Source organism: Gordonia sp. SL306 (assembly GCF_026625785.1).
Classification (GTDB): domain Bacteria; phylum Actinomycetota; class Actinomycetes; order Mycobacteriales; family Mycobacteriaceae; genus Gordonia.
This window is the reverse complement of the sequence record NZ_CP113063.1, coordinates 2,454,475-2,470,564: the sequence shown is the minus strand read 5'-3', so window position 1 is coordinate 2,470,564 and position 16,090 is coordinate 2,454,475. Positions and strand designations below refer to the sequence as shown.

General features: G+C 67.7%; 13 protein-coding genes. 4 read left to right on the top strand and 9 right to left on the bottom strand.

The genetic code is table 11. The annotated features are described in order from the left end of the window. Window positions 1-103 precede the first annotated feature (103 nt). Window positions 104-2,167 carry an ArnT family glycosyltransferase gene (locus OVA31_RS11265; protein ID WP_267631168.1) on the bottom strand — a complete coding sequence of 688 codons (2,064 nt, stop codon included), beginning with the start codon at window positions 2,165-2,167 and terminating at the stop codon, window positions 104-106. A 252-nt stretch (window positions 2,168-2,419) separates the two neighbouring features. Between OVA31_RS11265 and OVA31_RS11260 the strand changes: the two genes are divergently transcribed. Next, window positions 2,420-2,980, top strand: coding sequence for a hypothetical protein (locus OVA31_RS11260; RefSeq protein WP_267631167.1), 561 nt, complete (start codon window positions 2,420-2,422; stop codon window positions 2,978-2,980). Window positions 2,981-3,019: 39 nt separating this feature from the next. On the opposite strand, the gene OVA31_RS11255 is transcribed toward OVA31_RS11260, so the two are convergent. The 4 genes from OVA31_RS11255 to rraA form a co-directional block, all read right to left on the bottom strand. Further along, a complete protein-coding gene (locus OVA31_RS11255; RefSeq protein ID WP_267631166.1) occupies window positions 3,020-3,817 on the bottom strand; it encodes a cyclase family protein in 798 nt (265 codons plus the stop codon). Window positions 3,818-3,844: 27 nt separating this feature from the next. Next, window positions 3,845-5,044 (bottom strand): PQQ-dependent sugar dehydrogenase, encoded by a 1,200-nt coding sequence (locus tag OVA31_RS11250; protein WP_420714171.1) that lies wholly within the window; start codon window positions 5,042-5,044, stop codon window positions 3,845-3,847. Between the two features lie 107 nt (window positions 5,045-5,151). After that, window positions 5,152-6,705, bottom strand: coding sequence for a succinic semialdehyde dehydrogenase (locus tag OVA31_RS11245; RefSeq protein ID WP_267631165.1), 1,554 nt, complete (start codon window positions 6,703-6,705; stop codon window positions 5,152-5,154). A gap of 10 nt (window positions 6,706-6,715) precedes the next feature. Next, window positions 6,716-7,327: a ribonuclease E activity regulator RraA gene (gene rraA, locus OVA31_RS11240; protein ID WP_267631164.1), complete on the bottom strand. Its 612-nt coding sequence runs from the start codon at window positions 7,325-7,327 to the stop codon at window positions 6,716-6,718. Between the two features lie 182 nt (window positions 7,328-7,509). Here rraA and OVA31_RS11235 point away from each other — a divergent pair, with 182 nt between their 5' ends. Beyond that, complete coding sequence (locus OVA31_RS11235; protein ID WP_267631163.1) at window positions 7,510-8,448, top strand: MBL fold metallo-hydrolase; 939 nt, start codon at window positions 7,510-7,512, stop codon at window positions 8,446-8,448. A 14-nt stretch (window positions 8,449-8,462) separates the two neighbouring features. Here OVA31_RS11235 and OVA31_RS11230 read toward each other — a convergent pair whose 3' ends face one another. Further along, window positions 8,463-8,960, bottom strand: coding sequence for a hypothetical protein (locus OVA31_RS11230; RefSeq protein WP_267631162.1), 498 nt, complete (start codon window positions 8,958-8,960; stop codon window positions 8,463-8,465). 168 nt (window positions 8,961-9,128) lie between these two features. After that, window positions 9,129-12,572, bottom strand: coding sequence for a bifunctional lysylphosphatidylglycerol synthetase/lysine--tRNA ligase LysX (gene lysX, locus OVA31_RS11225; protein ID WP_267631485.1), 3,444 nt, complete (start codon window positions 12,570-12,572; stop codon window positions 9,129-9,131). Window positions 12,573-12,688: 116 nt separating this feature from the next. Here lysX and OVA31_RS11220 point away from each other — a divergent pair, with 116 nt between their 5' ends. After that, window positions 12,689-12,901: an RNA-binding S4 domain-containing protein gene (locus OVA31_RS11220; protein WP_420714170.1), complete on the top strand. Its 213-nt coding sequence runs from the start codon at window positions 12,689-12,691 to the stop codon at window positions 12,899-12,901. A gap of 432 nt (window positions 12,902-13,333) precedes the next feature. Here OVA31_RS11220 and OVA31_RS11215 read toward each other — a convergent pair whose 3' ends face one another. Continuing rightward, window positions 13,334-14,209, bottom strand: a complete 876-nt coding sequence (locus OVA31_RS11215) for a cutinase family protein (RefSeq protein WP_267631484.1) — start codon at window positions 14,207-14,209, stop codon at window positions 13,334-13,336. A 166-nt stretch (window positions 14,210-14,375) separates the two neighbouring features. Between OVA31_RS11215 and OVA31_RS11210 the strand changes: the two genes are divergently transcribed. Beyond that, the gene (locus tag OVA31_RS11210) at window positions 14,376-14,810 is read left to right on the top strand and encodes an SRPBCC family protein (RefSeq protein WP_267631160.1); all 435 of its coding nucleotides are present in this window, start codon (window positions 14,376-14,378) and stop codon (window positions 14,808-14,810) included. Window positions 14,811-14,851: 41 nt separating this feature from the next. Here OVA31_RS11210 and OVA31_RS11205 read toward each other — a convergent pair whose 3' ends face one another. Further along, complete coding sequence (locus OVA31_RS11205) at window positions 14,852-16,075, bottom strand: TetR/AcrR family transcriptional regulator (protein ID WP_267631159.1); 1,224 nt, start codon at window positions 16,073-16,075, stop codon at window positions 14,852-14,854. Window positions 16,076-16,090 lie beyond the last annotated feature (15 nt).

Genomic DNA, 16,090 nt, shown 5'->3' with positions numbered 1-16,090 from the left:
GACCCGACAGTACCCGCCGCAGAAACACCGACGACGCGAAGAGCCGCCCACCGGTGAGGGTGAGCGGCTCTCCGAGTCGCCGATCGGGTCGAGGCGCCCGGAATCAGTTGAGCTTGTAGACCGTCGTCCCGCCGACCGTGGTCGCCGTGTAGTTCTGCGCGACCCAGGTGGAGATCTCCGAGTTGCCGCCGGGACCACCCTGTCCGCCACCGATGTAGTAGCCGATCTTGCCGGCCTTCACATAATCGATGAACTGCTGCAGGGTCGGAGCGGGGTCGCCACTCCATCCCCCGATGGCCATCACCGCGGTACCCGTGGCGATCTCGATGCCGGAGGCGGACTGCGAACCGTTGGTGGCCGCCGACCACGTGGCGTCCGAGGACTTCAGCAGGGCGACGAGTTCGGTGTTCGACGAGATGTCGCCGCCCATACCGCCACCCATGCCCCCGCCACCGGACGGACGCTGACCCTGACCACTGTTGGTCGTGGTGCCGCTCGGCGTTTGACCACCTTGGGTCTGGCCATTCTGGGTCTGACCGCCCTGGGCCTGACCGTTCATCGCCGGAGGAGTGCCGCCGGGTCCGCCCATGCCGCCACCTTCCATGGAGGTGCTGACCGCGGTCGGGATCGATCCGCTGTGTGCGGACGCGGCGGTCGCGATCGCGAATCCGACGCTGCCACCGGCACCGGCGAGTGCACCGATGATCACGGCGCCGGCCACGGCCTTACGCCAGGCCATCACGCTGCCCACGAGCAGCACGGCCACGCTGATCAACGCCAGCGCGCCGATCAGCCAACGGCACCAGACGGGACCGAAGTCGTTGCGGTTCAGCAGGACGATGGACCACCAGCCGGCCAGACCGATCATCGCGGCCAGTGCGATCCGGCCGTCCCAGCGATCCCGTCGCCGCCAGGCGAACACGCCGCCCATGCCGACCATCGCGCCGATCGCCGGCGCCAAGGCCACTGTGTAATAGGGGTGGATGGTGCCGCTCATGAAGCTGAAGATCAGTCCGGTGATCACCAGCCAGCCGCCCCAGGCGACCACGGCGCCACCCTCGACACGGCTGATGCCGTTGGTGAAGCGGAAGATCGGGAAGCTACGCACCCCGAGGTAGATCGCGAAGGCGAGTGCGAACAGAGCTACCGGGAGCAACCACGAGATCTCGTTGCCCATCTCCGAACTGAAGAGTCGGTTGAGGCCGGTAGAACCGCCGAACGAGCCGCCGGCCTGTCCACCACCGGGGCCACCGCCCCCACCTGCGCCGCCTCCGCCGCTGATGCGACCCACGCCGTTGTAGCCCCACACCAGATCCATGAAGGTGTTGTTCGTCGAGCCGCCGATGTACGGGCGCGCCGAGGCCGGCACCAGGATGGTGGCCAGCACGAACCAGCCCGCCGACACGATGAGCGCGACGGTCGCACCGATCAGGTGACCGATCCGCTTCCACCAGCCGTTGTCGGCGAACATGAGGTACGCCAGCCCGAAAGCGGGCAGGACGAGCAATCCCTGCAACATCTTGGTGAGGAAGGCGAACCCCAGGGCCACACCGACGAGCGCGAGCCAACGGCCCGAGTTGGTCGCGATCGCCCGGGTCACCGCATAACCGGCCGCCACCATCAGCAGGACGAGCAGCGCATCCGGGTTGTTGAACCGGAACATCAGCGCCGCGGCCGGGTTGAGAGCGAGCACTGCGCCCGCGATCAGGCCCGCGGCGGTGCCGTGGCGTGGATCGGCGAAGGTACGCCGCATCGCGCAGTACAGCAGCGCAACCGCGGCCACTCCCATCAAAGCCTGCGGGACCAGCACCGCCCAGCTGTTCATCCCGAACACCCGCACCGACAGCCCGGTCACCCAGAGTGATGCCGGCGGCTTGTCCACGGTGATGAAGTTCGCCGAGTCGAGCGATCCGAAGAACCAGGCCGTCCAGCTCTGCGAGCCCGCCTGGGCGGCCGCCGCGTAGAAGGTGTTGGCGTACCCGCTGGCCGCCAGGTTCCACAGGTAGAGCACCGCGGTGGTCACCAGCAACCCGGTCAGGGCGAACGGGCTCCACGCGACGGCGCGCTCGGGCCTCGGTGTGTCGTCGGCGTGGCGGCCGCGCGCTCTGGTCGGGGGTGGCGGTTCGCCGGGCGTCGGCGCACCCGGGCGTGCCAGCACTGTGGTCATGGGTCCTCCTGTGTCGGATGTCTTGATCCCACAGTGGGGCCTGCGACTCACGCCAGGCTGGACGATGACTGGGAGAAGCCTGTGAGCGCCGGCGCGGGGTCGCAGCGTGTCATGTCCATCACAGAAATGACCGTGTACACGGTCGTCGCTCGCCATTCCGCCGTTTTCGGCAGATGCTGGGAGTAGAGGTCCCGGATCAGATCGACCCGAATCAGATCGACACCGATCAACACCGTGGGGAGGACGAACGGTTTGCGGTACGCGCTCGGCACGATCGGCGGACGGATGCCATGGTCGTCCAATCCGCTCCTGCGGCGTGGCGACCGGATGGTCGCCACCGTCGGTCTCGTGGCTGCGGTCGTCGCACTGCTCGCCGTCCCCGTCGCGGTCCTGGCGGGGTGCTCGACGTACGGCCAGGTGTCGGCGCGCGCCGCATCGACCACACCGGTGACCGCACGCGTGGTCGACGTGCTGCCCGCTGATCCGACCGCACTGGACACCGGCGCCACGGTCAGGTGGATGCACCATGGCGTGGCCCGTACCGACACCACATCGGTGCCGTCGACGACCCGTGCCGGCACGACGACCCGGATCTGGACGGATTCGACCGGCGACGTGGTACCGCAGCCGCCGGATCGATTCGGACGAGTGGCCGGTGCCGCCGCGGTCGGGGTGTTCGGATGGCTCACGATCGCTGCCCTGCTGCTGGCCGGTGTACGCCTGCTGGGCCTCGGGGTGGCGCGCCGGCACGAGGATCGCTGGGATGTCGAGTGGCGGCAGGCGAGTGCCGCCGACGGCTGGGCGTCACACTGATCCCACGGCCGACGTGATCGAAGGTAACCCGAAGGGTGCTCAGACCAGGGCCAGCACTCGTGCCGGCCCGCCCGTTCCGCCGGCGAATCGCGGCGCCCCGACCATCACCGTCGCGCCGGACGCCGGCACCGACGACAGGTTCGCCATCGCGTCGACGGCATAGCGCCCGGCGCCGAGGATCGCGGTGTGCGCACCGACCGCACCGCTCACGTCGACGCTGAGGGTGTCGGTGCCGATGGCCACCACACCCCGCTCCCGCACGAGCATCGTCACGGCCGACGCGTCGAAGCCGGGTGCGTCCACACCGCCGCTGCGCGGCTGCCAGCCACTGTGCAGGGCCACCAGCGCTCCCCGCGGAATCCGGCCGTGCCGCGCCTCGTGACGCTCGAGGTCACGTTCGGTCAGCGTGGTCCGACGATTCGTCCGCGCGCGACCGGCGATGCTGATCACCACCAGCGGGGCGACCAGGTCACGGGCCGCGATCCGTTCGACGGTGATCCCGTGACCGATCTTGTGCGCCGGCGCATCGACGTGCGTGCCGGAGTGCTCCGAGTACGACACCCAGTTGGTCGCGAAACCTTGATTGCCCGCCCCGACCCGTGAGGTCGGCACCGTGACCACCGGCGCACTGCCGGGCCAGAGCGGAAAGTCCTTCGAGAGCACATGCGTCAGATCGACGACCCGATTCGGAGCCGCCTGCGCATCACCCGCGCCCCGGGCCGTGGCGGCCGCAAGGCTCGCAGCACCCGCCGCCGCACCACCGGTCATCAGGAGCGCCGTACGTCGCGAGAAGCGTCGTGCCTCGGTGTGGGCGTGGCGCACCAGTTCGTCTCGCACATCATCGTCTCCAGTCGGCTGGTCGGCTCAGGCCAATCGAACTCGGAGGATGCGGTCGTTGCCGCCGTCGTCGGTGCTGATGAGCAACGAACCGTCGCGGTCGAGCGCGAGGCCCCGCAACCGCCCCTGCTGATCCTGTAGTGCGTCCGTGGTGCGGACTACGCGGTTGCCTGCGCCGTCGAGGGTCACGAAGAGCAGATGCTTGCCCTTCTGCGCGGAGATCGCCACTGCTCCGTTCAGCGATCCCCAGCCCGAGCCGGGCAGGAACGTCAGTGCCGGCGTGGCGATGGTCGGTTTCCCGGATCGCCAGATGGCGCCGACGGCACCGGGCACCCGGACCGGATCCGTCATCGGCACCGATTCGTCGTAGATGAACGGGGCCCGATCGGGCTTGTAGCCGTAGTTGGCGCCCGCCCGCAGGAGATTCAGCTCGTCGTCGGCGTCGGTGCCCTGTTCGATGGCATACACACGGTTCGACCCGGGCCGGATCGCGATGCCCTGGACGTTTCGATGACCGAGGGTGTACACCGGGCTGCGCGGATTCGGGTTGCCCGCTGCCGGCGCCCCGCCGGCCGTGATGTGCAGAACCTTGCCGCCCAACGAGTTCGGGTTCTGAGGGTTGCTCGGGATGGCGTTGTCACCGGTCCCGACCCACAGCGTCCCGTCGGGCGCGGCAGTGAGCCCGCAGCCGGCGTGCCGCCCGGAGGCCGTCAACGGGATGCCGGTCAGCACCGTCCGCTCACGCACCATCTGCGACCACGCGCCGTTCACCCGCCACGACACCACATTGATGACCTGCCCCGTGTTCGGCCACGGCAGCGGCAGATTCGCCACCGATCCGGGGATGCTCGCAGCGCTCCCGGTGGTCGACTCCGCCTGGCAGGAGTAGACGCGCCGGGTCTGGGCGAAGCGCGGATCGAGCGCCAGGCCCATCAGCCCGGCCTCTTTCACCGCGAAGACCTTGGAGAGATCGGCCTGCACCGTCTTACGTCCACCGCCCGGCATGATCGCGACGAATTTTCCGGTCCGCTCACCGGTCAGGATCACCCCGTCGGGGGCGACCACGATGTCCCAGGGGTGGTCGAGGCCCGACGCCACTGTGGAGACCGACAGGGCCGGTGCGGCATTCGCCGGTCCGGTGCCGCACAACGCCGCGACAAGGGCTCCGGCGGTCAGGCCGATGGTCAGGGCACGGGTCACGAAGGAGCGCGATCGCTGTCCGGTCACGGGCTCACGGTAACCCGAGAGCAGGTGGATCCGTGGCACTTGAAGCGCTTTTCGCGCCCGTCCAGTCCGAGAGAGCCCGGATGTCAGCCGGAGCGCGTCGTGCTGCGCTACCGCCCGGGCAGGTACTTCAGAGCGCGAACCGCGTACGGCGTGACCGCCCGATACACGCCCTTCGGAATGCCGGGTGCGCGGTCGATGCCGATGAAGCGCTGTTCGGCGACGGTCTGCGGCTCGGTGTACTTGAGCAGCCCCTCTTCTCCGTGTCGGCGGCCGACACCCGAGATCCCCATGCCTCCCATCGGGGCAGCGGTCGACGCCCAGGCCGCGGCATAGCCCTCGTTGATGTTCACGGTGCCGGCGCGCAACCGGTCGGCGATCCCGTTGGCCTCGGCACTGTTCCCCGCGAAGACGCTCGCGTTGAGTCCATAGGCGGTTTCGTTCGCCAGCTTGATCGCCTCGTCGGTGGAGTCGACGGGGTAGATCGACACGACGGGTCCGAACGTCTCGTCGGCGTAACAGGTCATCTCATCGGTGACGTCGGCGAGCACCGTCGGCTCGAAGAAGAACGGACCGAGGTCGGCCCGACGACGACCTCCGGCGAGTACCTTCGCCCCCTTCGACACCGCGTCCTGCACATGGGCTTCGGCCGTGTCGATCTGCGCGGCCGAGGCGAGTGACCCCATGTCGGCGGCGAAATCGTAGCTGGCGTCGAGCTTCATCGCGGCGACGTACGCCGCGAACTTCTCGGTGAACTCGTCGGCGATCGCCTTGTCCACGTAGAGCCGCTCGATGGAGATGCAGAGCTGGCCCGAGTTGGAGTAGCACCCGCGCGCAGCGCCTTCGACGGCTCGATCGATGTCGGCCTTGGCGGTGACGATCATCGGGTTCTTGCCGCCGAGTTCCGCGGAGAAGCCGATCAGTCGGCGTCCGGCCTGTTCGGCCAGTGTCGCGCCGGTAGCCGACGACCCGGTGAACATCACGTAGTCGGTGGTGGCGACGATCGCCTGGCCGACAACACTTCCCGGTCCCGGCACCACCGCGAACAGCTCCGGCGCCAGGCCTGCCTCGTAGAGCAGTTCGGCGAGTGCCAGTGCGCAGTAGGGGGTCTGGCTGTCGGGCTTGATCACCACACCGTTGCCGGCGAGCAACGCGGCCACCGCGTCCGACACCGCCAGCGTGAGCGGATAGTTCCACGGACTGATCACGCCGACGACGCCCTTGGGCTGGTACCGAACCCGCACGCTCGTCGCACCGGGCAGCATGCCCTTGACCTTGTGGTCGGCCAGGGACTTGGGTCCTGTCGTCGCGTAGTACCGCGCGGTGAGCGCGACGTCGATGACCTCTTCCTGCGCGTAGATGCGGGCCTTACCCGTCTCGGCCTGCGCGATGTCCATCAGCTCGGCGGCGTGGGCATGGACGAGTTCGGAGAACGCGGCGAGCACCTCGGCCCGCTGCGCGGCGGTCCGCTGCGCCCAGCCCTCCTGAGCCGTGCGCGCACGAGCGACCGCGGTCTCCAGGTCCTCGGCGGTACCGACCGGGATGGTTGCCATCTCCACACCGCCGAACGCCTCGAGGACGGGACGGGTGGGACGCGCGGCCGCGTCGTCGATGGCCACCAGCGCGGCCAACCGGCGGAAGTACTCTGGTGTGGGCTTCGGCATGATCGGTTCCTCAGCTCTCGGTGGAGGCGGTGTCGGACGATTCGGTATCGGAGGTCTCCACGTCGGCTGCTTCCACGTCCGTGGTCTCGACGTCGGTCTGTTCGGTTGCGGCCACGTCAGCGGCGTCGGCGTCGGACTCCTCGCCCGCGACGATCACGATGCCGTCGTCGTCGGAGTACACGATGTCGCCGGGGTTGAAGGTCTCTCCGCCGATGGTCAGCGGGATGTCGCGGTCCCCGACGCCGGTCTTGGTGGACTTGCGCGGGTTGGTGCCCAGCGCCTTGACGCCGATCTCCATCTCGCCGATCGCCTTGGCGTCACGGATCGCTCCGTTGACGATGATCCCGGCCCACCCGTTAGAGCGCCCGAGCTCGGCGATGATGTCGCCGACCAATGCCGTGTGGACCGATTCCGCACCGTCGACGACCAGAACGCCGTCGGGGTTGGACTCGGAGAGGATCGATTTCAGCAGCGCGTTGTCCTGGAAGCACTTGACCGTGGTCACCCGGCCGACGAATTCACGCCGGCCTCCGTACTGGGTGAACTGGGTGTCGCAGCTCCGGACGAGGTCGCCGATCTCGTCGACGAGGTCAGCGGTCGGCGTGAAGGTCAACTCGGTCATGGGACTCAGTTTAGGCCGATCAATCAATAGATGTTACCGGCGGGTACATCTATCGGCCGACCACACACGGCCGACGGCCGCACCGTCGTGCCGATCCGGGCCGGACGGGGATTCGGCTCGGGTACCGTCGTTCACTGCCACCGATCCACAGCACGCAAGCACGCCGACCGAGGAGCGTCGACATGTCGAGCGCAGATCTCCCGCCACCTTCGCCGCGTCTGCGCGACATGCTCGCCGCGGCCGCACATTTCACCAGCGGTTCGGTGCGACCGCGGCGCCCTGATCAGCGACTGCTCGCATCGATCGTCGATGTCGGCTTACCGGACGGTGAGCGGACCGTCCGTGTGCGCGCGCTGCCACAGGTCTCGCGCCAGGTGCCCGCGATGGGGGTCGTCGAGGGGGCTGCACCTTATCGGCGGCTGCCCTCTGCCATGACCACCTTCGTCGTCGAGCATCCTGACGCAACTTTTCTGGTCGACCCCGGCTACTGCCGGAACGCCCGCCAACGCACGATCGCAGAATTGCCGCCGTTGACTCGTCTCCTGGTCACACCGCCGGCGGCGACGATGAGCACTCTGGATGCCCTGAACAGCCGACCACCATCCCGCACACCTGACTTCGCCCTTCCCACGCACGCTCACTGGGATCATGTCTGCGGACTGCTCGATTTCCCGGGCATGCCGGTTCACCTCAGGAAATCCGAACGAGACTGGCTGTTGGGGCCCGATCGTCCGCCGGTGGGAGGCGTACGTCCCACCGTCACCGACGGACGTCCATCGGAGATCTACGAGCTCGACGGCCCGCCCGTGGCCACGTTCGCGGCCAGCCACGATCTGTTCGGCGATCGCTCGGTGCTCGTCGTCGACCTCGCCGGCCACACCCCGGGAAGTGTGGGCATCCTCGCCCGGACCACGAGCGGCTGGGTACTACTTGCCGGGGATGCGGCGTGGCATCACGAACAGATCGAACGACTCCGTCAGAAGCCGGCGTTTCCGGGCGAGTTCGTCGACGAGGATCGTGAGGAGGCGTTCGCCAGCTTGCACCGTCTACACCTCGCCCGTCACCTCATGCGAGTGATTCCGACCCACGACTCCGCCGCATCCGGCCATATCTGCACCTGATCGGCCGGCGCTGCTCAGTTCTCGCACACCAGATCCGTCGACGACTTCAGGTACGGCGGCGACGAGTACGGCTGCACGATGGCCGCCACCCACTTCTTGGCCATCGGTGACCACACCGGGTCCTTCCGGACACCCATGGCGAAGCAGCCGCCCCGACGCACCAACAGGTCCAAGCCGGTATCCGATCGGAGCCATTCCCCGACCCCGGCGAACGGGAGATTCGAGTCGGCGAACGGCGGCACCAATCCGGAGGCATCGATTGCCCTGGTCTGAGCGGCGTTGAACAGGGTGTTGTACTCCATCCAGACGCCGGCCTGTGGCCAGTAACGATGCTGATAGACCGCGGGGAACGAGTTCCAGCTACCGCCCGCGGGAACGCGCATTCCGGGCATGACCACTCCCGCTTTGCCCGATCCGACCCCGACCGGCGAAGCAGTCGCGGTCGAACCCAGTCCGGCCACCAATGCGGCGGCCGCGACGGCCACCACCAGCACTCGAACAACTGATCTCATGATCCGTGTCCTCTCGCGCAAACCGGCGACCTGCGGCCGTGGCCGAGATCTGCCCGCTTGGCCGTCCGACAGTTCAGCTCAGCAAACAGTATTTGCCATCGCGGACACAAGGGCGATTGTGCCAGGCGCCGACCGATCGCGCAGCGCCTCGGGCAACCGCGAGTGGCCTCAGCCTTCCTGGGGCTTGGCCAGCGGGAACGCCAACGACTCGCGGATCGACTGGCCGGTGATCAGCATGACGACGCGGTCCACGCCGATACCGAGACCACCGGTGGGCGGCATCGCGTATTCGAGCGCCTGGAGAAAGTCCTCGTCGAGTTCCATAGCCTCGGGATCTCCACCGGCCGCCAGGATCGATTGGTCGGTCAGCCGCTTGCGTTGCTCGACGGGATCGGTCAGCTCGGTGTAGGCGGTGCCGAGTTCCACACCCCACGCGACGAGATCCCAGCGCTCGGCCACCCCGGCGATCGACCGGTGTGCGCGGGTGAGCGGCGACGTCGACGTCGGGAAGTCGGTGTAGAAGGTCGGGAACGTGGTCCGATCCTCGCCGAGGTGCTCGTAGAGTTCGAGCACCACCTGGCCGGCGTCCCAGTCGGGGCGGTGGGCGATGTCGAGCCGGTCGCAGATTGCGCGCAAGACCTCCACCGAGGTCCCCGGCGTCACTTCCTCCCCTGCCCCCTCGGATACCGCCTGGTGCACGGTCTTGACCGGCCAGGGACCCGAGATGTCCACGCGCTCTTCATTTCCGTCTGCGTCCGTCCGCACGATCACAGGTTCGCCGTACGCAGCAATCGCGGCGTGCTGGATCATCTCGCGGGTGAGGTCGAGCATCTTCAGGTAATCACTGTGCGCCGCATAGGCTTCCAGGCTGGTGAACTCGGGGTTGTGACTGAAGTCGACACCCTCGTTGCGGAAGTTGCGCCCGATCTCGAACACCTTCTCCACGCCGCCGACGCAGAGCCTCTTCAGATAGAGCTCGGGCGCGATACGCAGGTAGAGATCGAGATCGTAGGCGTTGATGTGGGTCTGGAACGGGGTGGCGTTGGCACCGCCGTGGATCTGTTGCAGGATCGGGGTCTCCACCTCCAGGAAACCGCGTTCGGCGAGGAAGTCTCGCAACGACTTGACCACCACACTGCGTGTTGCGAGCAGTTCCCTGCTGCGTGGGTTGATGGCCAGGTCCACATAGCGTTGGCGTACCCGGGCCTCCGGATCGGTCAGCCCGCTCCATTTGTCCGGCAACGGCCGCAGACACTTTCCGTTGAATCGCCAGGCATCGATGAGGATCGACAGCTCGCCCGACCGGCTGGCCCCGACCACACCACGGGCCTCGATCAGATCGCCCAGGTCGACGTCACCGCCGAAATCCGGTGTGCCCGGGATCAACCGCGACTCCTCGACCAGGACCTGCACCTGACCCGACCAGTCGTGTACGTCGGCGAAGACCACCTTGCCGAAGTCGCGGAGCCGGGTCACGCGGCCCGCGATGGTCACCACGGAGCCCTCCGGCTCGGCGACTGCCTGCGCGATCGTGTGGGTGGGCGCATCCGCGGGGGGATAGGGATCGAATCCCGCCTCGACGAGGCGTTCCATCTTGGCCAGGCGGACCCGGACCTGCTCGGGCCGATGCACGTCCACCCCGGTGGCGTCGGCCTCGGCCGCCAACTCGGCGATCAGTGCGTCGACGTCCACGCCGGCCGGGATCGCCGACGCACCCTCGGTGTAATGCCGCGCGCGGCCGAATCGGGGCAACCGGACGAAGCCCTCGGTCACGATGGCCGCGAGTCCGACCCGGGGCATCACGCGGGCGTCCTCGAAGCAGAGATACCGCGGCTGCCAGTCCGGGCGGTACTTGGCGTTCGACTTGTAGAGCGACTCCATCTGGAAGAACTTCGAGCCGAACATCAGCACGGAGTAGGTCGCGCGCATTACCGGCCCGGCCCCGATCTCGGCGCCGTGCTCGAAGAACGCGCGGAAGGTCGCGAAGTTCAGCGAGATCTGGGTGATGCCGTACTGCTCCGAGTTCTTCGCCAGTTCGGTCACCATCGTCTCGACGATGCCGTTCACCGATCCCCGATCGCGACGCATGACGTCGAGAGAGACCCCGGTCCGTCCCCACGGGACGAACGACAGCATGCCGACGACCTTCTCCCCCGGCTCGCCCTCGTGCTCGACCGCTTCGACGAGGAGGCAGTCGCCGTCGGACGGATCGCCGAGTCGGCCCAACGCCATCGCGAAGCCGCGCTCCTCGTCGGTGTCGCGCCAGGCATCGGCGCGCGCGACGATCTCCGCCATCTCGCCACCGTTCCCGTCGACCGTGCCCAGTTTCCCGTCGACCGTGCCCAGTTTCCCGTCGACCGTGCCCAGTTTCCCGTCGATCGAGCCTGTCGAGATCTCCCCGTGACGCCGGATGCGCACCGTGATCCCGGCCCGCTTCGTCCGTGTGACGGCCTGCCGGACCCCCTTCATCGCGGGCCCGTTGATGCTGTAGTCGCGGGTGTGGAGGATCGCCTCGTCGCCGATCGAGAAAGAGCCGAAGCCGGCCGCGTCGTAGGCGGCGGCGCCGCGTGCGCTCGACCCCATCGCCGCCGGATGCCAGCCGTATCGATCGCAGAGCGTGAGGAACTCGGCCACCGCGTCGTCCCAGGACTCCGGGTCACCGATCGGATCACCACCGGCCAGTCCCACCCCGAGTTCGACACGATAGGTGAGTGCCGCGCGACCGTCCGGCGCGAAGACCACCGCCTTGTCGCGACGGGTGGAGAAGTACGCGAGCGAATCGTCGTCGTTGAATCGGGTGATCAGCGCCCGGATGAGCTTCTCGTCGTCGGCGGTGATCAGGGAGCGGAGCCGCACCGACCGGAACAGCACGATCGCCGCCGCGATCAGCGCCAGTGCGCCGAACAAACCGAGCAGCCCGTTGATCGGCGGATAGCTGTGCCGTCCGTCGAAGGTCGCCTCCTGATCGATCGAACCGAAGGCGACGACCCGGTTGATGGCGTACGGGAGGCGGTCGGCACGAGTGAGGGTATGCGGGAACAACCACACCAGAGCCCAGCCCAGCAGCGTGCCGACGACGAGGCCGCCGAGCAACACACCGACGGCTCGCAGTACCGCGCCGCGCCGCACGCGCGTGTGGAACTGCTTGTAGGTGGCGATCAGATAGATCAGCGCCGCCAGATCGGCGACGATGCCGATCCACAGGTTGATGCGGTCGTTGTCGGTGACCGCGAGTTGGTCGGCGAGCGCCGGGATCAGGTAGAGCGCGTTGCCCAGCGTGTACAGGACCAGGTAGACCACGCAGATCCACCAGGCGATGCGCTTGCGCATCGACAACGCGAACGCGACCAGGGCCAGCACGAAGGCCCACGCGAAACTGGTGTCGGGCAGGGTGATGACGAAGGTGTCCACGTAGTCGCGCGGCACGTGGATGAGGTGCCGGAACCATGGGAAGACGCTGGACAGCAGTGCGATCGTGGCGAGCACACCGACGACGGTCCCGGCGATCCGCGGCGCATGCCGCCCGAAACCGCGTGGCGTGCGGATGCTCTCGATCAGGTCGCGCGACCGCCGCTCGGCCGGCGTGTGCGGTCGCGGACTGGAATCGATCATCTCGTGCTCAGAGATGCTCTCGGCAGCACGTTCTGAGCGCGGCGCTTCCAACGTCATGGATAAACGTTAGCCGTCCGGGCTCGCTCGGCAGGCCATCGTTCGGCAAGATGGTTGCGATGTACGACGTACCCATCCGCGACGGCTCGATCCGCCTGGGTCAGTTCTTGAAGCTGGCCAACCTCATCGACTCGGGCGCCGAGGCCAAAGGCGTGATCGCCGACGGGCTGGTGTCGGTCAACGGGGAGGTGGAGGACCGTCGAGGCCGGCAGTTGGAGCCGGGGGACGTGGTGGAGATCGGTGGTCAGTCCGCGCGTGTCACCGCGGAATGATCAGCGGCTTGCGCTGATCATTCCGCATGGTGATCACGTATGAAGGCGTCGGAGTTCGGCTTGGGTGACGAGGCGCTCGGCCTCGGCGGGAAATGCGCGGGTGGTGGTGCGCGCGCGGCCGAATCTGCCGCCGGTGATGGAGCTCAGCATCGAGCTACGACGTGGACTGGAGGATGTATCAGCCAACCTCATGACCAATCACTTCCCTGGTTCGCTACAACGGACTCGATCTTCGGCTTACTGTAATCGGTCGGTCGGTCGCACCCAAGTCATTTGGTCCATCGAAGAACGTATTCTCCGCCACACCTGGACTCCGATTCGCCGGGTCCGCCCGCCGCAATGTCAGCCATCCGGTACATCGATGATCCCACGCCGACCGTTACATCCCGGGTAGCGACGGGCATGGATCTCTCCCCGCGTGCGCGTCGGCCGTCATGCCAGTCGGGCGAGGAAGTCGTGGGCCCACTGCACCGCGGTCACGCCCGGGCGAACCTGGAACGCCGCATAGTTGCCGTGCGTACCCGACTTGAGGAAGGCGTTGAAGATCGTGATCTGCTCGCGCGCACGAGCATTGCTCAATTCCCCGACGATCTTTCCCGGGCCACCGAGGGTGAGGAGCTCGGCGACGATGGCTCCGGCCTCCGCCTGGTATTGACCGATCTGGCTCGGGGTCGGATCACTGGTCTCCGCCAGGTACCCCACGATTCTCGTGATGAAGTAGTCGCGAGGAACGTTGCAGTACAGGTCGAGTGGCTCACAGATCGTGAAGGCCCGCGGCTTGACCCACCCCATGCCATCGAGCCGTGGGCCGCCGCTGCCCTCGCCGGTCAGCGGCGGTCCGATCAGGTTGTCCTGCCGAGATCTGCGGGGATCGGAGATCAGCACCACTCCCGCCACCTGACCCGGCCGGATCGCCGCCCGGCCGGTCCCGATCTCCGACGCCACGTCCCCGGCGGCATCAGCGCCCTGGCTGTATCCCGTCAGTGCGATCCGCGTCCCGGGGCACCGGCGCAGCATGGCGGCGGCCAGTCCGGTCGTGTTGGCCACTGCCTGCGCCTTGGACTTTCCGTAGATCGCCTTCTCCCACGGGAATGCGGTCGCGTCGTATCCGACGAACTGCACCCGGGTCTCCGGCCCGAGTCCCGAGGTCACCTCGCGCAGCATGCCGGGACTCTGGCCGTTGGCCCACGTGCCGGGAACCGCGAGCACATAGATCGCGGGACATCCCGGTGGCGCCGCCACCGCAGGCGATCCGACACCCACCGAGATCCCGGCAGCCGTCATCACGGCCACCACAGAGGCGAACATCCTGCGCAGACGCATCGTCGGCACTCCCCTCGCGCCCGGTTCGTGTCACGAGTGTAGTCGGCGAAGGCCCATCCGGAATCTCGTCGGCGACGAATCCTTGCCGGGTTCACCTCGCACCCGGTGGCGGGGTGAGCTCACCGATCGTTGCCGATTCAGAGGAGTTCCCGTGGTCGATGTGACCCGCACGTTCACCGTCGCCCGTCCACTCGGCGAGGTCGTCGCCTATCTCCGCGATTTCGCGAACGCCGTCGAGTGGGACCCGGGTACCCAGAGCTGCGAGCAGATCGGCGCCGACCCGGTCGGGCCGGGTACCCAGTGGCACAACGTCACCCGGCTGTACGGGATCACCACCGACCTCACCTACGAACTGACCCGCGACGACGCCGACCACCTGACGTTCACCGGCACCAACAAGACCGCGACCTCCGTCGACGACATGACATTCGGTACGAGCGACGGTACGTCGACCATCGTGACCTACCACGCACATGTCGAGTTCAACGGTGTCGCCCGACTCGCCGACCCGATCGTCCAGATCGCCTTCGGTCGGCTCGCAGACACCGTCGAGCGCCAGATGACTTCGGCTCTGCTCACGATCTGACGTGGGCTCGGCGACGCGAATAAGCTCGGCGACGCGAATAATCAGTGGGCGACCGGGATGATCGGGGCCTCGAGTACCGCACGCGCCAGGTGACGTGCCGCCTCCGGCAGATCAGGATTGCGCAAGGTGGGGATGCGCACCACACCGTTGATCACCGCGAGCGCGAGGTGGACCAACGCCTGCGCTTCGTCCGGACTCAGCTCCGGCCTGCACTCCATCTCGAGTCGCCGCCACTCGCCCACATAGTCCACGTAGGTCCGCTCGAGCACGGTCCGTGCGGTGTCGTCGAGGATGCCCGAATGCGACAGACAGACGGTGATGAGATCCCAGTGATCGTAGGCGAAGCGCGCGTAGTGATCGGTCAGGTCGTCGAGCGCCTGTCGCGGCTCGGACGCACTGCGCAGGACCTGCCCCAAGGTGAGCCAGAGCGCTTCGAACGCCCGGCTGACACCCGACGCCACGATCTCGCGCTTGCTGGCGAAGTGGTTGTACACACTCGGACCGGCGATGCCCACGGCATCGCCGATGTCGTCGAGGCTGACCGTCTGGTACCCGCGCACGGCGAACATGGTGATCGCCGTCCCCAGCAACGCTTCCCGCCGCGATGCCGGCCGGAGACCGCCCATGGCATCGGAGGCGGACAGGGCATCGGCCGGAGACATCGCCTCGCCACCCGATGGGTGGCCGACCCCCAGGCGACCGGCGACCACGATCGCGTCGACCGCTGATGCCAGGGTCCGCCGTTGATCGGCAGCCGGTACCGCGAGCGGCCGATGACCCGGCCAGTCCAGCGCGGCGAAGACAGCCCATGCGGTGGTCCGCGAAGGCACACATCCCGCCTCCGAACCCACTTCGATCATCGCCGCGACGCGGCGGCCGACGCCACGCAGTCGCTGGAAGAGCTGGTCGTACTCCACCGGGGACAGATTCCCGCTGTCGCGGGACCAGACCAGATCGAAGGCGCGGGCATCGAGCGCAGCCTGCGCGATCCGGTCGGTCGCCGTCTCCCAGTCGTCCACACCCTCGACGGCCCGCTCATATCGGGCCAGCGCGGCGTCCAGGACCGCGACCAGGAGATCGTGCTTGCTCCGGTAGTGCCGGTACAGGGCGCTCGGCACGATACCGAGATTGCCGGCGATGTCGCTCATCCCGACGCCGTGGTACCCGTGGTCACGGAACATGTCCGCGGCCGTTTCCAGGATCCGCTGCTTACGGTCCTTGGGACGGGATCGCCTGGCCGGGCGATCCACCCCTGTAGTCATCATGGTCTTCCCGTCGGG

Bases quoted from the DNA above. Each gene is read 5' to 3' on its own strand.
- OVA31_RS11230 (WP_267631162.1), bottom strand. From the start codon at position 8,960: ATGAGATCAGTTGTTCGAGTGCTGGTGGTGGCCGTCGCGGCCGCCGCA.
- rraA (WP_267631164.1), bottom strand. From the start codon at position 7,327: ATGACCGAGTTGACCTTCACGCCGACCGCTGACCTCGTCGACGAGATC.
- OVA31_RS11205 (WP_267631159.1), bottom strand. From the start codon at position 16,075: ATGATGACTACAGGGGTGGATCGCCCGGCCAGGCGATCCCGTCCCAAG.
- OVA31_RS11235 (WP_267631163.1), top strand. From the start codon at position 7,510: ATGTCGAGCGCAGATCTCCCGCCACCTTCGCCGCGTCTGCGCGACATG.
- OVA31_RS11215 (WP_267631484.1), bottom strand. From the start codon at position 14,209: ATGTTCGCCTCTGTGGTGGCCGTGATGACGGCTGCCGGGATCTCGGTG.
- OVA31_RS11245 (WP_267631165.1), bottom strand. From the start codon at position 6,705: ATGCCGAAGCCCACACCAGAGTACTTCCGCCGGTTGGCCGCGCTGGTG.
- OVA31_RS11265 (WP_267631168.1), bottom strand. From the start codon at position 2,167: ATGACCACAGTGCTGGCACGCCCGGGTGCGCCGACGCCCGGCGAACCG.
- OVA31_RS11220 (WP_420714170.1), top strand. From the start codon at position 12,689: ATGTACGACGTACCCATCCGCGACGGCTCGATCCGCCTGGGTCAGTTC.
- lysX (WP_267631485.1), bottom strand. From the start codon at position 12,572: ATGATCGATTCCAGTCCGCGACCGCACACGCCGGCCGAGCGGCGGTCG.